Source organism: Pseudomonas sp. MWU13-2517 (assembly GCF_023242545.1).
GTDB lineage: Bacteria > Pseudomonadota > Gammaproteobacteria > Pseudomonadales > Pseudomonadaceae > Aquipseudomonas.
This window is the reverse complement of the sequence record NZ_JALMFA010000002.1, coordinates 307,296-320,797: the sequence shown is the minus strand read 5'-3', so window position 1 is coordinate 320,797 and position 13,502 is coordinate 307,296. Positions and strand designations below refer to the sequence as shown.

Annotated in this window: 16 protein-coding genes; 9 read left to right on the top strand and 7 right to left on the bottom strand. The window is 60.4% G+C overall.

The genetic code is table 11. The annotated features are described in order from the left end of the window. The first annotated feature begins 287 nt into the window (after window positions 1-287). On the top strand, window positions 288-1,079 hold the full coding sequence (locus M5B97_RS04085; RefSeq protein WP_123715971.1) for a crotonase/enoyl-CoA hydratase family protein: 792 nt from the start codon (window positions 288-290) through the stop codon (window positions 1,077-1,079). On the opposite strand, the gene M5B97_RS04080 is transcribed toward M5B97_RS04085, so the two are convergent. Then, window positions 1,080-1,835 carry a spermidine synthase gene (locus M5B97_RS04080; RefSeq protein WP_248730820.1) on the bottom strand — a complete coding sequence of 252 codons (756 nt, stop codon included), beginning with the start codon at window positions 1,833-1,835 and terminating at the stop codon, window positions 1,080-1,082. A gap of 121 nt (window positions 1,836-1,956) precedes the next feature. Between M5B97_RS04080 and M5B97_RS04075 the strand changes: the two genes are divergently transcribed. After that, a complete protein-coding gene (locus M5B97_RS04075; protein ID WP_123715969.1) occupies window positions 1,957-3,303 on the top strand; it encodes a class II 3-deoxy-7-phosphoheptulonate synthase in 1,347 nt (448 codons plus the stop codon). Here the strand turns inward: M5B97_RS04075 and M5B97_RS04070 are convergent. Both M5B97_RS04070 and M5B97_RS04065 read right to left on the bottom strand, forming a co-directional pair. Then, window positions 3,293-4,513 (bottom strand): winged helix-turn-helix domain-containing protein, encoded by a 1,221-nt coding sequence (locus M5B97_RS04070; RefSeq protein ID WP_248730819.1) that lies wholly within the window; start codon window positions 4,511-4,513, stop codon window positions 3,293-3,295. The genes M5B97_RS04075 and M5B97_RS04070 overlap by 11 nt on opposite strands. A gap of 45 nt (window positions 4,514-4,558) precedes the next feature. After that, on the bottom strand, window positions 4,559-4,765 hold the full coding sequence (locus tag M5B97_RS04065) for a DUF1127 domain-containing protein (protein ID WP_248730818.1): 207 nt from the start codon (window positions 4,763-4,765) through the stop codon (window positions 4,559-4,561). A 70-nt stretch (window positions 4,766-4,835) separates the two neighbouring features. On the opposite strand from M5B97_RS04065, the gene M5B97_RS04060 reads away from it, so the two are divergent. After that, window positions 4,836-5,717 (top strand): LysR family transcriptional regulator, encoded by an 882-nt coding sequence (locus M5B97_RS04060; protein ID WP_248730817.1) that lies wholly within the window; start codon window positions 4,836-4,838, stop codon window positions 5,715-5,717. Here M5B97_RS04060 and M5B97_RS04055 read toward each other — a convergent pair. Beyond that, on the bottom strand, window positions 5,707-6,456 hold the full coding sequence (locus M5B97_RS04055) for a sulfite exporter TauE/SafE family protein (protein WP_123716020.1): 750 nt from the start codon (window positions 6,454-6,456) through the stop codon (window positions 5,707-5,709). The two genes, M5B97_RS04060 and M5B97_RS04055, sit on opposite strands and share 11 nt — an antisense overlap. A 108-nt stretch (window positions 6,457-6,564) precedes the next feature. Here M5B97_RS04055 and M5B97_RS04050 point away from each other — a divergent pair, with 108 nt between their 5' ends. From M5B97_RS04050 to M5B97_RS04035, 4 genes are all read left to right on the top strand, one after another. Then, window positions 6,565-7,515: a LysR family transcriptional regulator gene (locus tag M5B97_RS04050; protein WP_248730816.1), complete on the top strand. Its 951-nt coding sequence runs from the start codon at window positions 6,565-6,567 to the stop codon at window positions 7,513-7,515. Between the two features lie 80 nt (window positions 7,516-7,595). Next, the gene (locus M5B97_RS04045) at window positions 7,596-8,048 is read left to right on the top strand and encodes a MarR family transcriptional regulator (RefSeq protein ID WP_123715966.1); all 453 of its coding nucleotides are present in this window, start codon (window positions 7,596-7,598) and stop codon (window positions 8,046-8,048) included. 170 nt (window positions 8,049-8,218) lie between these two features. Further along, complete coding sequence (locus tag M5B97_RS04040) at window positions 8,219-8,638, top strand: organic hydroperoxide resistance protein (RefSeq protein WP_010176159.1); 420 nt, start codon at window positions 8,219-8,221, stop codon at window positions 8,636-8,638. A gap of 28 nt (window positions 8,639-8,666) precedes the next feature. Beyond that, the gene (locus M5B97_RS04035) at window positions 8,667-9,683 is read left to right on the top strand and encodes an alpha/beta hydrolase (protein WP_248730815.1); all 1,017 of its coding nucleotides are present in this window, start codon (window positions 8,667-8,669) and stop codon (window positions 9,681-9,683) included. 62 nt (window positions 9,684-9,745) lie between these two features. Here the strand turns inward: M5B97_RS04035 and M5B97_RS04030 are convergent, their stop codons facing one another. Then, window positions 9,746-10,318, bottom strand: a complete 573-nt coding sequence (locus M5B97_RS04030) for an elongation factor P (protein WP_123715964.1) — start codon at window positions 10,316-10,318, stop codon at window positions 9,746-9,748. A 49-nt stretch (window positions 10,319-10,367) separates the two neighbouring features. Beyond that, entirely contained in the window at window positions 10,368-11,501 is a 1,134-nt protein-coding gene (gene earP / locus M5B97_RS04025; protein WP_248730814.1) for an elongation factor P maturation arginine rhamnosyltransferase EarP, read from the bottom strand. A 132-nt stretch (window positions 11,502-11,633) separates the two neighbouring features. Between earP and M5B97_RS04020 the strand changes: the two genes are divergently transcribed. Together M5B97_RS04020 and M5B97_RS04015 are read left to right on the top strand one after the other, a co-directional pair. After that, on the top strand, window positions 11,634-12,002 hold the full coding sequence (locus tag M5B97_RS04020) for a hypothetical protein (RefSeq protein ID WP_123715962.1): 369 nt from the start codon (window positions 11,634-11,636) through the stop codon (window positions 12,000-12,002). Between the two features lie 11 nt (window positions 12,003-12,013). Next, a complete protein-coding gene (locus M5B97_RS04015) occupies window positions 12,014-12,496 on the top strand; it encodes a GreA/GreB family elongation factor (protein WP_134659821.1) in 483 nt (160 codons plus the stop codon). A 5-nt stretch (window positions 12,497-12,501) separates the two neighbouring features. Here M5B97_RS04015 and cysB read toward each other — a convergent pair whose 3' ends face one another. After that, a complete protein-coding gene (gene cysB, locus M5B97_RS04010; protein WP_017734418.1) occupies window positions 12,502-13,476 on the bottom strand; it encodes an HTH-type transcriptional regulator CysB in 975 nt (324 codons plus the stop codon). Between the last annotated feature and the right edge of the window lie 26 nt (window positions 13,477-13,502).

The following is a 13,502-nucleotide window of genomic DNA, read 5'->3' as shown; positions in this document are numbered from 1 at the left end:
AAGAGTCCGCTGTGCGGACGTGCAGCCGAAGCTGACTTCGGGGAATTGCGCTACCTAAACGCGGCCCGGTTAAAGGCCGGCGCGCACTATACCGGAAATACCTGAAAAAGGGAGCTTTTTTTATCGCAAAGCACTGATAAACCGCGCTGTATCACAGCCTTTGCAGATAAGAGCGGCAGGGTCTATTTTTCAAAGGCCCGGCCCTGTTGGTCCAAACACTTAAACGGTTCACCCGCCTATTGAGACCCTTTGGTCTGAAACTCTTCCCTACGCCCGAGGGCACACCGATGAATCAAGCCAGCAGCAGCCGCGTCAGCCGTGCACTCCAGGGTCATGTCCTGCTATTGGGACTGGACCGGGTGGCCAAGCGCAATGCCTTTGACCTGGATCTGCTCAATGAGCTGAGCCTGGCCTATGGCGAATTTGATCGAAATGACGAGGCACGGGTGGCGGTGGTATTCGCCCATGGCGACCACTTCACCGCCGGGCTGGACCTGGCCAATGTCAGCGGTGTGATGGCGGGCGGCTGGCAACCGCCGCTGGGAGGGTGCGATCCCTGGGGCGTGTTCGCAGGCCCTCGTGTGAATAAACCCGTGATCGTCGCCGCCCAGGGCTACTGCCTGACCATCGGTATCGAGTTGATGCTCGCTGCGGATATCAATCTGTGCGCCAGTAACACGCGCTTTGCGCAGATGGAGGTACAACGCGGGATCTTTCCGTTTGGCGGCGCGACACTGCGTTTTCATCAAATCGCCGGATGGGGCAATGCCATGCGCTGGCTGCTCACCGGCGACGAATTCGATGCCCATGAGGCCCTGCGCCTGGGGCTGGTTCAGGAAGTGATGGCCAGCGAAGACCTGCTGCCGCGCGCCATCGAACTCGCCAACCGTATCGCTCGCCAGGCGCCGCTCGGTGTACAGGCCACGTTGATGTCGGCACGCATGGCGCGCAACGAAGGCGAAACCGTTGCGGCCGCTGCGTTACCGCCAATGGTCGAGAAGCTGCTCAACAGCGAAGACGCCAAGGAAGGTGTGCGTGCCATGGTCGAAAAACGCCCCGGCGTGTTCAAGGGTATCTAGTCAGGTCGCCGGTCGAATCATTTTGATCAGCGACTGCAGCGAATAACCCAGGCGCGGCGCCAACGCTTCGGCGCGCGCCGTGAGCGCATCTAGGTGCAGTTCCTGATCCAGCTCCGAAGGCACCAGTAAAATCACATTGCCCTCCTTTACCGGCAACTCCCAGTAATGGCGGTGGTACAACCCACGCAGCAACGCCGCGCCCAGTGGCTTGCCATCGTCCGTGGCCCATTGGTTGATCACCAGCCAACCGCCAGGGTTCAGTTTCTTCTGGCAGTCTTCCAGGAACGTCCAGGCCAGGTGCCCGACGCCCGGGCCGACATCGGTGTACAGGTCGACGAAAATCAGGTCGGCCGACTCGGCACTGCCGAGCAATTGCAAGGCGTCGCCAATGCGGATGTACAACCGCGGGTCATCGTCCAACCCCAGGTATTCAATCGCCAGGCGCGGCACGTCAGGGCGCAGTTCAATGGCTTCAACATCTTCCAGCGGCAGGAACTTGAGGCACGCCTGGGTCAGCGTACCGGCTCCCAGGCCGAGAAACAGCGCACTCTCCGGCTGCTCATGGCACAGCGCACCGATAAGCATGGCGCGGGTGTAGTCGTACTCCAGCCAGCTCGGGTCGGCGGTGAATACACAGCTTTGCTCGATGGCATCACCAAACTCGAGAAACCGGTAATCGGCCACTTCGAGCACGCGGATCATGCCGAAATCATCATGGACTTCGGCCAACAGGCGCTCGACACGCTCCTCGGTCATCACTACTCCTAAAGGGTTTGCAGCTCGCAAAGGCGCGATTGTCGGCCAAGCGGCAGCAGCAGGTCACGCACTAATTGCTGATAACATCCGCCCTACCGACCACCCACCCAACGAGTTCATGATGAGCCAACCCTGGAGCCCCGACAGCTGGCGCACATTGCCGATCCAGCAACAACCCCAGTACCCGGATGCAGCTCACTTGCTGCAAGTGGAGCAAAACCTGGCGAGCTACCCGCCGCTGGTGTTTGCCGGGGAAGCCCGCGAATTGCGCCGTCAGTTCGCCGAAGTAACCCAGGGCCGCGCCTTCCTGTTGCAAGGCGGCGACTGCGCCGAGAGCTTTGCCGAGTTTTCCGCGGCAAAAATCCGCGACACCTTCAAGGTGCTGCTGCAGATGGCAATCGTGATGACCTTCGCCGCCGGCTGTCCGGTGGTGAAAGTCGGGCGCATGGCCGGGCAGTTCGCCAAGCCGCGCTCGGCCAACGATGAAACCATCGACGCAATCACCCTGCCCGCTTACCGCGGCGATATCGTCAACGGGATCGGTTTCGACGAGAAAAGCCGCGTGCCGGACCCCGACCGTCTGTTGCAGGCCTACCACCAGTCCACCGCCACCTTGAACCTGCTGCGCGCCTTCGCCCAGGGCGGTTTTGCCGACCTGCACCAGGTGCACAAGTGGAACCTGGACTTCATCGCCAACTCCGCCCTGGCCGAAAAATACAGCCAACTGGCCGACCGCATCGACGAGACGCTGGCCTTCATGCGCGCCTGCGGCATGGACAGTTCACCGCAGTTGCGCGAGACCAGCTTCTTCACGGCCCACGAAGCACTGCTGCTCAACTACGAAGAAGCCTTCGTGCGCCGCGACAGCCTGACCAACGACTATTACGACTGTTCGGCCCACATGCTGTGGATCGGCGACCGTACCCGCCAGTTGGACGGCGCCCATGTCGAATTCTTGCGCGGGGTGAACAACCCGATTGGCGTAAAAGTCGGCCCGAGCATGAACCCGGACGACCTGATCCGCCTGATCGACATCCTCAACCCGGACAACGACCCCGGCCGCCTCAACCTGATCGCGCGCATGGGCGCCAACAAGGTCGGTGACCATCTGCCCAATCTGATTGGCGCGGTGCAGCGCGAAGGCAAGCAGGTACTGTGGAGTTGCGACCCGATGCACGGCAACACCATCAAGGCCAGCAGCGGTTACAAGACCCGTGACTTTGCGCAGATCCTCAGTGAAGTGAAGGAGTTTTTCCAGGTTCACCAGGCCGAGGGCAGCTATGCCGGCGGGATTCATATCGAAATGACCGGGCAAAACGTCACCGAATGCATCGGCGGCGCACGACCGATTACCGAAGATGGCTTGTCGGATCGTTATCACACCCATTGCGACCCACGGATGAACGCCGATCAGTCGCTGGAACTGGCATTCCTGATCGCAGAAACCCTCAAGCAGGTCAAACGCTAGGCAACATGGCCGCCCTCAACCGGGCGGCACTTGGCCGCCGGCAATTGAGCTGGACCTGCTCCAGCCCGAGCCAGTCGGCCATCTGGCGTAAGTTCAGAGCCAGCGCCAACATACCCTCCTCGTCCAATCCCGGTTCCTCCTCGTGCACTGCATGCACCGCCAACCGACTGTCCGCGCGTTCGGCGCGCAGATCCAAACGCGCCGCTATCCGCTCATTGTGCAGAAACGGCAGCACATAGTAGCCGTACACGCGCTTGTCTTGCGGGGTGTAGATCTCCAGTCGATAACGGAAATCAAACAATCGCTCGGTACGGCTGCGTTCCCAGATCAGCGAATCGAAGGGCGACAGCAACGCACTGGTCGGCACCTTGCGCGGCACTTTGGGCTCGGGCAGGCAATACGCCGGATGCTTCCAGCCCTGTACTCGGCAGGCCAGCAATTGGCCGTCTTCTACCAGTTCCAGCAAGCGACGGCGGCTGTCGGCGGGATCAAGGCGAAAGTAATCGCGCAGGTCCTTTTCGGTAGCAACGCCCAACGCCGTCGCGCTGTGCAGCAGCAAGCCGCGCTGCGCCTGCGCCTCGTCCACTGACGTTTGAAGGATCTCGCCTGGAATAACCCGCTCCGGCAAATCATAGAGCCGTTCAAAACCACGCCGCCCCGCCACGGTGACCAGGCCGGCGGCGAACAGCCATTCCAGCGCGTGCTTTTCATCACTCCAGTCCCACCAGGGGCCGGCACGCTCCTGGCGCGTCGACAAACTGCCCGCACCCAGCGCGCCTTGCTGCTCAACGGCCTGCAGGACACGCCGGATAGTCGCCTGCTGCTCTCGCCCGAAACGCGCCATCTGCGAATAGATGCCCTGCCCCTGCTTTGCCCGCTCCATGCGCCAGCGCATCAACGGGTACAGCGCCATAGGCAGCAACGACGCTTCATGCCCCCAGTACTCGAACAGGGAACGGCGACGCCCCTGGCTCCAGGCGGCCTGCTCAAGCATCAACGGCGGGTAATTGCCCAGGCGGGAAAACAGCGGCAGATAATGGGAGCGCACCACCGCATTGACCGAATCGATCTGCAACACACCCAGGCGCTGGATCAATCGATTGAGGTGCGTTGCCTTGATCAGAGCAGGCGCCTGGCGCCCGGAAAAACCCTGGGCCGCCAGCGCCATGCGTCGAGCTTGCTTGAGTGAGAACGACAGGTCGACGGGCATGGGAATCTCCATAGGAACTCGCCCACCACCCTACTGCATCCTGGCTCATTTTCGCAGCGGATCCTCCCAAAAGGGCAAGTGACGCTCTTGCTCCACGTCGGCACGATTGAGCCCAATGTCCTTGAGCGCGTCATCACTCAGGCTCGCCAGCAACTGACGCTCGCGATACAGCACCTGCCACCGCGCCACGGTATGAAACAGCCCGGAAAACGGACGTTTCGTCATCAACACAAAACCGGTTTGGCCTTTCATCTTTGCGCCCTCCTGTGGGGATGACGAAAGTGTGGACTTGGCACTATGATCAATCCAACGAATGTTTCTTATGCAATACATCTCGGAGATTGATCAATTGTCCAGCTACCCGAGTATCGACACGGAAGTGCTGCGCACCTTCGTCGCCATTGCCGACCAAGGCGGATTCACGCGTGCCGCAGAATTGATCAACCGTACGCAATCGGCGGTGAGCATGCAGATGAAGCGCCTGGAAGACGACGTGCTGCAGCGCAAGTTGTTCGAGCGTGACGGCCGCCAGGTGCGGCTGACACCTGAAGGCCAGGTACTGCTGGGCTACGCCCGACGCATCCTGAAACTGCACAGCGAAGTGTTCAACACCCTGCGTGAACCGCATATGGTAGGGCTGGTGCGCATCGGTACACCGGACGATTACGTGATGCGCTTCCTGCCGGGAATTCTCAAGCAATTTTCCAAGGCGTATCCGCTGATTCAGATCGAGATGCACTGCGAGTCGTCGATGGTGCTGATGCAGCGACGGGACCTGGCGTTGACCGTGGTCAGCCGCGAACCGGGCAACGAAATCGGCGAACTGTTGCGTACTGAGCGCATGGTATGGGCGGCATCACCGTGCTTCTGCATGGACGAGCACGATGCCCTGCCGCTGGCGATGTCCGGCACCGACTGCCTCTACACGCAGTGGGCCCGCTCGGCACTGGATGCAGCCGGAAGGGATTATCGCCTGGCCTACCACAGCTCCAATGTGTCGGCGATCCAGGCGGTGGTCAACGCCGGCCTGGCGGTCATGGTCAGCATGGAAAGCCTGGTGACCGAAGACCTGCGGGTACTGGGCAAGGATGAAGGCTTCCCGCCATTGCCCTCGATGAACCTGCACTTACTGCGCAACCCGCAGATGACCTCGCCCATCACTGAATGCCTGGCCGACTACATCCTCGAAGGCTTCAGACTTTAAAGGTCAGCATCACCGCACACACCGCGAGGAAGGCACAGAACAAGCCGCGCAGCACCCGCTCCGGCAGCGCATGAGCGACCTTCACCCCCCAACTGATACTGAGCAGGCCGCCGATTGCCAATGGTACGCCGATCATCCAATCCACTTCGTGGTGCCAGGCGTAAGTCACCAGGGTCACGCTGGTGCTGGGCAACGCCAAGGCCAGGGATAAACCCTGCGCGACCACCTGAGTGGTACCGAACAGGCTGGTCAGCACCGGCGTGGCAACCACCGCGCCACCGACACCAAACAACCCGCCCATGGAGCCGGAGACGGCACCGAGCACGCCCAGCCACGGCCAGGAATAACGCATCTGTGCCGTCGGCGGCGCATTGCGGGTGAACATGCGCAGCAGGTTATACGCCGAGAGTGTCAGCAAGAAAGCGATAAAACCTATACGCATGGCGCCGGCGTCGAGACCGACCGCCCAGATTGAACCGAGCCAGGCGAAGCTGAATCCCATGATTCCCAAGGGCAACGCGTGGCGTAACTCGATGCGATTGCGCTGGTGATAGCGCCACAGAGCCAGCATCACATTCGGCACCACCATCACCAACGCCGTGCCCTGGGCGATCTGCTGATCCAGGCCGAACAACACGCCAAGCACCGGAATTGCAATCAGCCCGCCACCAATGCCGAAGAGGCCGCCCACCGTACCGAGGGCCGCGCCCAAGACCAAATACATTGCCAAATCCAGCACCGCCATCCCCTCCAAGCTCCCAGACTGTGCATGCTACGCAGTCGGCTCTGGCGCGGAAACGCACAGCAACGCACAATGGCTTTGCCAATCTCGCATAAGCACCAAGTGATGAATCCCAATACGCTCACCGATCAACTGAGCCTGTTCCTCGATGTATTGGAGACGGGCAGTTTTTCCGCCGCCGCACGCCGTCATCCACTGACGCCCTCAGCGGTCGCCCGGCGTATCGACAGCCTGGAGCGCTCCGTGGGCAGCCGTTTGTTCCAGCGCAGCACTCACGCGGTGGTACCGACACCCGCCGGCCTGGCCTTTGCCGAACGGGCGCGACGGATCGTCGGTGAGTTGCAACTGGCCCGGGCCGAGGCCGTGTCCTTGAGCCATGCGCCGGAAGGCCTGATTCGCGTGGACGCGCCAGCCGCCTTTGGACGACGGCACTTGGCTCCGGTGATTGCGGACTTTTTGAATGTGTACCCGGGGCTGGACGTACACCTGCATCTGATCGACAGTTTTGTCGATATGCAGGGTGCGCACTTGGGCAAGGTCGACCTGGTGCTGCGGGCGGGGCATATCGTCGACACCCGCCTGATCGCCACCCCCCTGGCCAGCATTGTGCGCATTGCCTGCGCCAGCCCGGCCTATCTGAAAGCCCGCGGCACGCCAACCCACCCCCGGGAACTGAGCGAGCACGACGGTCTGGACTGGGACGGCCTGGCGCCGATGTTCGCCTGGCGCTTCGAATTGGACGGCCGTCGCGCCATCTATCGCCCGCAGCGCATCCGCATGAGTGCCAACAATGCCGAAGCCCTGCTGTCCGGCGCACTGGCCGGGCTGGGTATTGCCCACTTGCCCACCTGGCTGGCCAGTGAATACCTGGTACGTGGCGAATTGTTGCCCCTGTTTTGCGAAAACGGCCTGCCCAGCCCGGAAACCGCCGGAATCTATGCGCTGCGCCTGGAACAACAGGCCAGTGCCCGCAGCCGTTTATTGCTCGAATACCTCAAGGCCCGCTTCAGCCCGGTGCCACCTTGGGATCTGGCACTGCAAAGCGGCTTGGGTTGACCGCTTGGTTAGAATTGCCTGGCGCATTAAACATTTGCCCGCTAGATTCCATCCCAGACACGCTTTTTTAAGAGACTGCCATGAGCAAAAACCCTGATCCTTGCCAATCCCTGATGCTGGACAACCAGCTGTGCTTCGCCCTGCACTCCACCTCATTACTGATGACCAAGGTCTATAAGCCGCTGCTGCAAGCCCTCGGCCTGACCTATCCGCAATACCTGGCCATGATGGTGCTGTGGGAAGAGGACGGTTTGACCGTCGGTGAAATCAGCAACCGCCTGCTGACCGATCCGGGCTCGCTCACCCCGCTGCTCAAGCGCCTGGAAGCCGAAGGCGTGCTAAGCCGTACCCGCAGTCGCGAAGATGAACGGGTAGTCGTCGTAGAGCTGACCGATGCCGGCCGTGCCCTGCAGGAGAAAGCCATGGGGATTCCCCAATGCATTCTCGGCGCAAGCGGTTTGGAACTGGACCAACTGCGCAAGCTGCAGGCTGATTTGATCGCCTTGCGCGGTAACCTGCAAAACGCCATCTGAAACCAACGACGCCTTGAAATGTGGAAGCACGCCCCATTCCACATTGATTTTCAGCCATTCGGAAAATAATTTATAAATTTATATTGCGCGCAAAACATTAGCGCTATACATTCACCTCACCAACTACTTAGCGCGCAAATAATTGGCGCTAACAACAGAGAGGAAACATCATGCAAACGCTCTATACCGCAGTAGCTACCGCCACCGGCGGCCGTGATGGCCGTGCTGTCTCCAGCGACAACATCCTCGACGTCAAACTTTCCACCCCCAAGGAACTGGGCGGCGCCGGCGGCCAAGCCACTAACCCTGAGCAATTGTTCGCCGCCGGCTACTCGGCCTGCTTCATCGGCGCGCTGAAGTTCGTCGCCAGCCAGACCAAGCGCAAGATTCCGGATGACGCTTCGATCACTGCGCATGTCGGCATCGGTCAAATCCCCGGTGGATTCGGCCTGGACATCGACCTGCACATCAGCCTGCCGGGCCTGGCCCAGGACGACGCGCAAAGCCTGGTCGACGCCGCGCACCAAGTCTGCCCGTACTCCAACGCCACCCGTGGCAACGTCGATGTACGCCTGCACGTAACCGTCTAAATGACCTCGGCTGCCTTTGGAGAGAGACATGAACACAATAGGTAAAGCGCTCACCGGCACCCTGCTCGCCCTGTCCATCACCAACGCCTTCGCTGCAACCGGTGATGTCGAGCACAACACCCAGGCCTTCCTGGATGTGTTGAACGCAGGCACCGGCAAACCGATGGAGCAACTGACGCCCAAGGACGCCCGTGCCGTACTGACTGGCGCCCAGGCCGGCGTGAAGCTGACCTTGCCCAAGGCGGATGTGAGCCAGAAGACCATCCAGGTCGACGGCAAGCCGCTGTCCCTGACCATCGTGCGACCGGCCGGGGCCAAGGGCGTATTGCCCGTGTTCATGTTCTTTCACGGCGGCGGCTGGGTGCTCGGAGACTATCCGACCCACGAACGCCTGGTGCGGGATCTGGTCGCCGGGTCGGGGGCGGCAGCAGTATTCGTCAACTACACACCTTCGCCGGAAGCGCACTACCCGGTGGCGATCAACCAGGCCTACGGCGCTACACGGTGGGTGGCCGAACACGGTGAAGAGATCAACGTCGATGGCAAGCGCCTGGCAGTCGCGGGCAACAGTGTCGGCGGCAACATGGCAGCGGTGGTCAGCCTGATGGCCAAGGACAAGGGCACGCCGGCGATCAAGTTCCAACTGCTGCTGTGGCCAGTGACCGACGCCAACTTCGACACTGGGTCCTACAACCAGTACGCCGAAGGGCACTTCCTCACCAGGAACATGATGAAGTGGTTCTGGGACAACTACACCACCGACGCCAACCAACGCGCCGAGATCTACGCCTCGCCGCTGCGGGCAACGACTGACCAGCTCAAGGGCCTGCCGCCTGCGCTGGTTCAGACAGCCGGCGCCGATGTGCTGCGCGATGAAGGCGAAGCCTATGCCCGCAAGCTGGATGCCGCCGGTGTACCGGTGACCGCCGTGCGCTACAACGGCATGATCCACGACTACGGTTTGCTCAATGTGGTCAGCCAGGTGCCGGCAGTACGTTCAGCCTTGCTCCAGGCCTCGGATGAGCTGAAGCAACACCTGAAGTAAAACCTGACGCCCACAAAAAACCCGACTCGAAGTCGGGTTTTTTCGTATCGACGTAGCCAGAATTACTTCTTGGCGCGGCCTTTGTACGAACCACCTTCACGGGTGTCGATCTCGATCAGGTCGTCGATTTCGATGAAATCGGCTACTTGCAGTTCGGTACCGTTGGACAGCTTGGCAGGCTTCATTACCTTGCCGGAAGTGTCACCGCGAGCGGAACCTTCGGTGTAGGCAACCTTACGCACGATAGTGGTCGGCAGCTCTACGGAAACCAGACGCTCTTCAAAGAAGATCGCTTCGCAGACGTCTTCCATGCCTTCTTCGATGAACGGCAGAACGGCTTCGATATCTTCAGCGTTCAGCTCGTACATAGTGTAGTCGGTGGTGTCCATGAACGTGTAGGTGTCGCCGCTGATGAAGGACAGGGAAGCTTCTTTGCGGTCGAGAATCACGTCGTCCAGTTTGTCGTCGGCGCTGTAGACGGTTTCAGTCTTGTAACCGGTCAGCAGGTTCTTCAGCTTGGTCTTCATGATTGCGCTGTTACGACCAGACTTGGTGAACTCAGCTTTCTGAACCAACCAAGGGTCGTTGTCGATACGGATCACGGTACCGGGTTTCAGTTCTTTACCAGTTTTCATTGCATATATCCGAAATTTGGATGGGATTTACAAAATTCAAGGTGGCGTATCATATCCAACTTTCATAAAACTGTACCAGCGCCGTCGCAAGATCGGCTTGCAAGCCTTGTTCCAGACACCACGTCTGCGCGTGCCGGCTCACCTCCGGCCAGTGCTCCAGCAGCATTTTCCAGGACTGCGCCATATCGCCATCAGCGTTCCAGGCTTGCCAAAGTGTTACCACGGCGGTTCTGGCCGCCGGTGACAACGCGGCGGTGTACAGCTGCAGGAAGGCGTCGAGCTTGTCCAGGTGGATGTCTTCGTCCTGACGGTAGATGTGCCATAGCATTGGCCGCCCCGCCCACTGGGCCCGTACGAACGAGTCTTCGCCGCGCACCGCGTTGAAGTCGCAGCACCACAGCAGGCGATCATATTGTTCCTGGCGCACGAACGGCAGCACCTGCACGGTCAGGGCTGCACGCTGATGAACATCCCCTGCCGCCAACCGCTCCACCCCCAGCCAGCGTTGCACATCGCCCAGGATGCGGCCCTCCGGCACCAACAGATGAGTGGCACGCCCGTCCGTCGCCAACACGTCCAACCAACTGGCCAACCCGGCATTTTCATAGGCGAACAGCGACATCAATCGGGCATCAGTTGCCGGAAAAACTCCCAGGGTCTGCAGGAATTGTCGTTGCTCTGCCGCATCGTGTTGAAAAGCCTGGCGCTGTTCCAGCAACCCTGCCTCGCGCAAAAGACCACCGGTGCCCGGGCGAAAACCGGGGAAGAAGAAATACTTCTGTACGCCCTTGAACTTCACCGACGGCAGGCGATGGCAGCCCACCACCCATTCTTCGGCGCTGAGGTAATCCAGGTTCATCCACAGCGGCGCGCGTTCGCGCCGGGCCATGGCTTCCATGTAAGCCGGCGGCAATTGGCAGGCAAAGGCCGCGATCACCACATCGGCAGACGGCGCACCGGGCCAGTCAGCCGGCCAGTGGCGCACATCGACCCCTTCCTGCCATTGCTGCGGCAACCGCACATCAATCTCAGGGCACATGCGCTCGAAGGCACGCAGGTCGTCCACCCACAAACACACTTCGCACCCGTGCTCCACCACCAATTGCCGGGCCAGGCGCCAGGTCACGCCGATGTCGCCGTAATTGTCGACGACGCTGCAAAAAATATCCCAGCGGGCTTTCATTCCGGGCTCCAACGATCAAAGGCTCGATTGTCCGCATAAATGCGCCCATGCAGAAGGCTTGATCGTGATTATTCTGCACAGTGGCTGTGCGACAATCGTCACTACGTCATCAATGCTCGCCAGGAGGCCATCATGTCTGATCGTTCGCTGCCGCTGTTCAAACTCAGTGTCGCCATCGCGTTTGGCGTATGGCTGGGGTTTGTCGCCATCGTGCTGACGAGCTGGCTGGCGTCGCACTATCTGTTCCCGCAAAGCCTGGCGCCGGTCGCCCAGGCCGTTCAACAATTGGGCAAGCCCGCCGTCGTCACGCCCGAGCCGCCGAACCGCATGTTCGAGCAGTACACCGATAACCTGCGCAAACAGGAACAGCAACAATCGCTGGACCAGGCCCGCAACAATGCGCGCAACCTGAACAACCCCAAATGCCAGTTCTGGTTGCAGCAAGACCAGAACGCCCCCAATGAAAAGAGCCGGGCGAATGTCCTGCAGTTTTGCGAATGACCCCATCCACCATGAATAAACATGCCGTCCACTCGTTGATCCTGGAAAAACTCAGCGTCGATCTCGACATTGCCCAGCGCGCTGCGCAAACCGCCTACGAAACCGCGACCCACGAAGAAAACATCGCCGAAAACAAATACGACACACTCGGGCTGGAGGCCTCCTACCTGGCGGCTGGCCAAGCCAGGCGCGTCGAGGAAATCAAGCAGGCGCTGACGCTGTGCCAGAACATGCCACTGCGGGCCTATGACGAACAGCGTGGCATCGAGATTGGCGCGTTACTGGGCCTGGAAGACGAGAATGATCGCCAGCAATGGCTGTTCCTGGCGCCGGACGGAGCAGGTCTGAAGGTGGATGTAGTGGGGCAACCGGTGACCGTCATCACCCCGCGCTCACCCTTGGGCAAAAGCCTGCTGGGCAAGTTCGAAGGGGATGAGGTGGAGATTCTGGTGGCGGGCGCTCGGCAACACTTTACGGTTACCGAGGCCAAATAGCGGTATCAATGAACCGGTAATTCCACGCCCTCGAACAGCTCTTCCAGTTCCTGCTTGTTATGGCACTGGATCGCCTTGGCCATCACTTCGCGAGTCAAGTGCGGCGCAAACTTCTCGATGAAGTCGCACATGAAGCCACGCAGGAACGTGCCACGACGGAAGCCGATCTTGGTCACGCTGGATTCGAACAACTCGCTGGCGTCGAGCACTACCAGGTCCTTGTCGAGGTTGGTATCGACCGCCATCTTGGCGACGATGCCCACGCCCAGGCCCAGGCGGACATAGGTCTTGATGACATCGGCGTCGGCCGCGGTGAACACCACTTTCGGCGTAAGGCCACGATGACTGAAGGCTTCGTCGAGCTTGGAACGGCCGGTAAAGCCAAACACGTAAGTGACGATCGGGTATTCAGCCAGGGCTTCCAGGGTCAGCTTCGGCAGCTTGGCCAGCGGGTGGCCCTGGGGCACGACCACGCAACGGTTCCAGCGGTAGCACGGCATCATCACCAGATCACCGAACAGCTCCAGGGCTTCGGTGGCGATGGCAAAATCGACGGTGCCGTCAGCGGCCATTTCGGCGATCTGCATGGGCGAACCCTGGTGCATGTGCAGGGCGACGTCGGGGTATTGCTTGATGAAATCGCGGATCACCGGTGGCAATGCGTAGCGCGCCTGGGTGTGGGTGGTCGCGATCGACAGCGTGCCCTTCTTCTCGTTGGAGAATTCCTGGGCGATCTGCTTGATGCTTTCGACTTTGCGCAGGATCTCGCCGGCGGTGGTGATGATGCGCTCGCCGGCTGGTGTGACGCGGGTCAGGTGCTTGCCGCTGCGCGCGAACACTTCGACACCCAGCTCGTCTTCGAGCAGGCGGATCTGCTTGCTGATACCGGGTTGCGAGGTGTAAAGGCTTTGAGCAGTAGCGGAAACGTTGAGGTCGTGGTGCGCCACTTCCCAGATGTAGCGCAGTTGTTGAAGCTTCATATGTGTCCCTCAAAGCAGATAGACGC

Excerpts from the sequence above, each read along its gene's own strand:
- earP (WP_248730814.1), bottom strand. The coding sequence starts at position 11,501 with ATGAAAGCCCGCTGGGATATTTTTTGCAGCGTCGTCGACAATTACGGC.
- M5B97_RS04060 (WP_248730817.1), top strand. The coding sequence starts at position 4,836 with ATGCAATACATCTCGGAGATTGATCAATTGTCCAGCTACCCGAGTATC.
- M5B97_RS04050 (WP_248730816.1), top strand. The coding sequence starts at position 6,565 with ATGAATCCCAATACGCTCACCGATCAACTGAGCCTGTTCCTCGATGTA.
- M5B97_RS04045 (WP_123715966.1), top strand. The coding sequence starts at position 7,596 with ATGAGCAAAAACCCTGATCCTTGCCAATCCCTGATGCTGGACAACCAG.
- M5B97_RS04080 (WP_248730820.1), bottom strand. The coding sequence starts at position 1,835 with ATGACCGAGGAGCGTGTCGAGCGCCTGTTGGCCGAAGTCCATGATGAT.
- M5B97_RS04070 (WP_248730819.1), bottom strand. The coding sequence starts at position 4,513 with ATGCCCGTCGACCTGTCGTTCTCACTCAAGCAAGCTCGACGCATGGCG.
- M5B97_RS04015 (WP_134659821.1), top strand. The coding sequence starts at position 12,014 with ATGAATAAACATGCCGTCCACTCGTTGATCCTGGAAAAACTCAGCGTC.
- M5B97_RS04040 (WP_010176159.1), top strand. The coding sequence starts at position 8,219 with ATGCAAACGCTCTATACCGCAGTAGCTACCGCCACCGGCGGCCGTGAT.
- M5B97_RS04030 (WP_123715964.1), bottom strand. The coding sequence starts at position 10,318 with ATGAAAACTGGTAAAGAACTGAAACCCGGTACCGTGATCCGTATCGAC.
- cysB (WP_017734418.1), bottom strand. The coding sequence starts at position 13,476 with ATGAAGCTTCAACAACTGCGCTACATCTGGGAAGTGGCGCACCACGAC.
- M5B97_RS04035 (WP_248730815.1), top strand. The coding sequence starts at position 8,667 with ATGAACACAATAGGTAAAGCGCTCACCGGCACCCTGCTCGCCCTGTCC.
- M5B97_RS04085 (WP_123715971.1), top strand. The coding sequence starts at position 288 with ATGAATCAAGCCAGCAGCAGCCGCGTCAGCCGTGCACTCCAGGGTCAT.
- M5B97_RS04075 (WP_123715969.1), top strand. The coding sequence starts at position 1,957 with ATGAGCCAACCCTGGAGCCCCGACAGCTGGCGCACATTGCCGATCCAG.
- M5B97_RS04065 (WP_248730818.1), bottom strand. The coding sequence starts at position 4,765 with ATGAAAGGCCAAACCGGTTTTGTGTTGATGACGAAACGTCCGTTTTCC.
- M5B97_RS04020 (WP_123715962.1), top strand. The coding sequence starts at position 11,634 with ATGTCTGATCGTTCGCTGCCGCTGTTCAAACTCAGTGTCGCCATCGCG.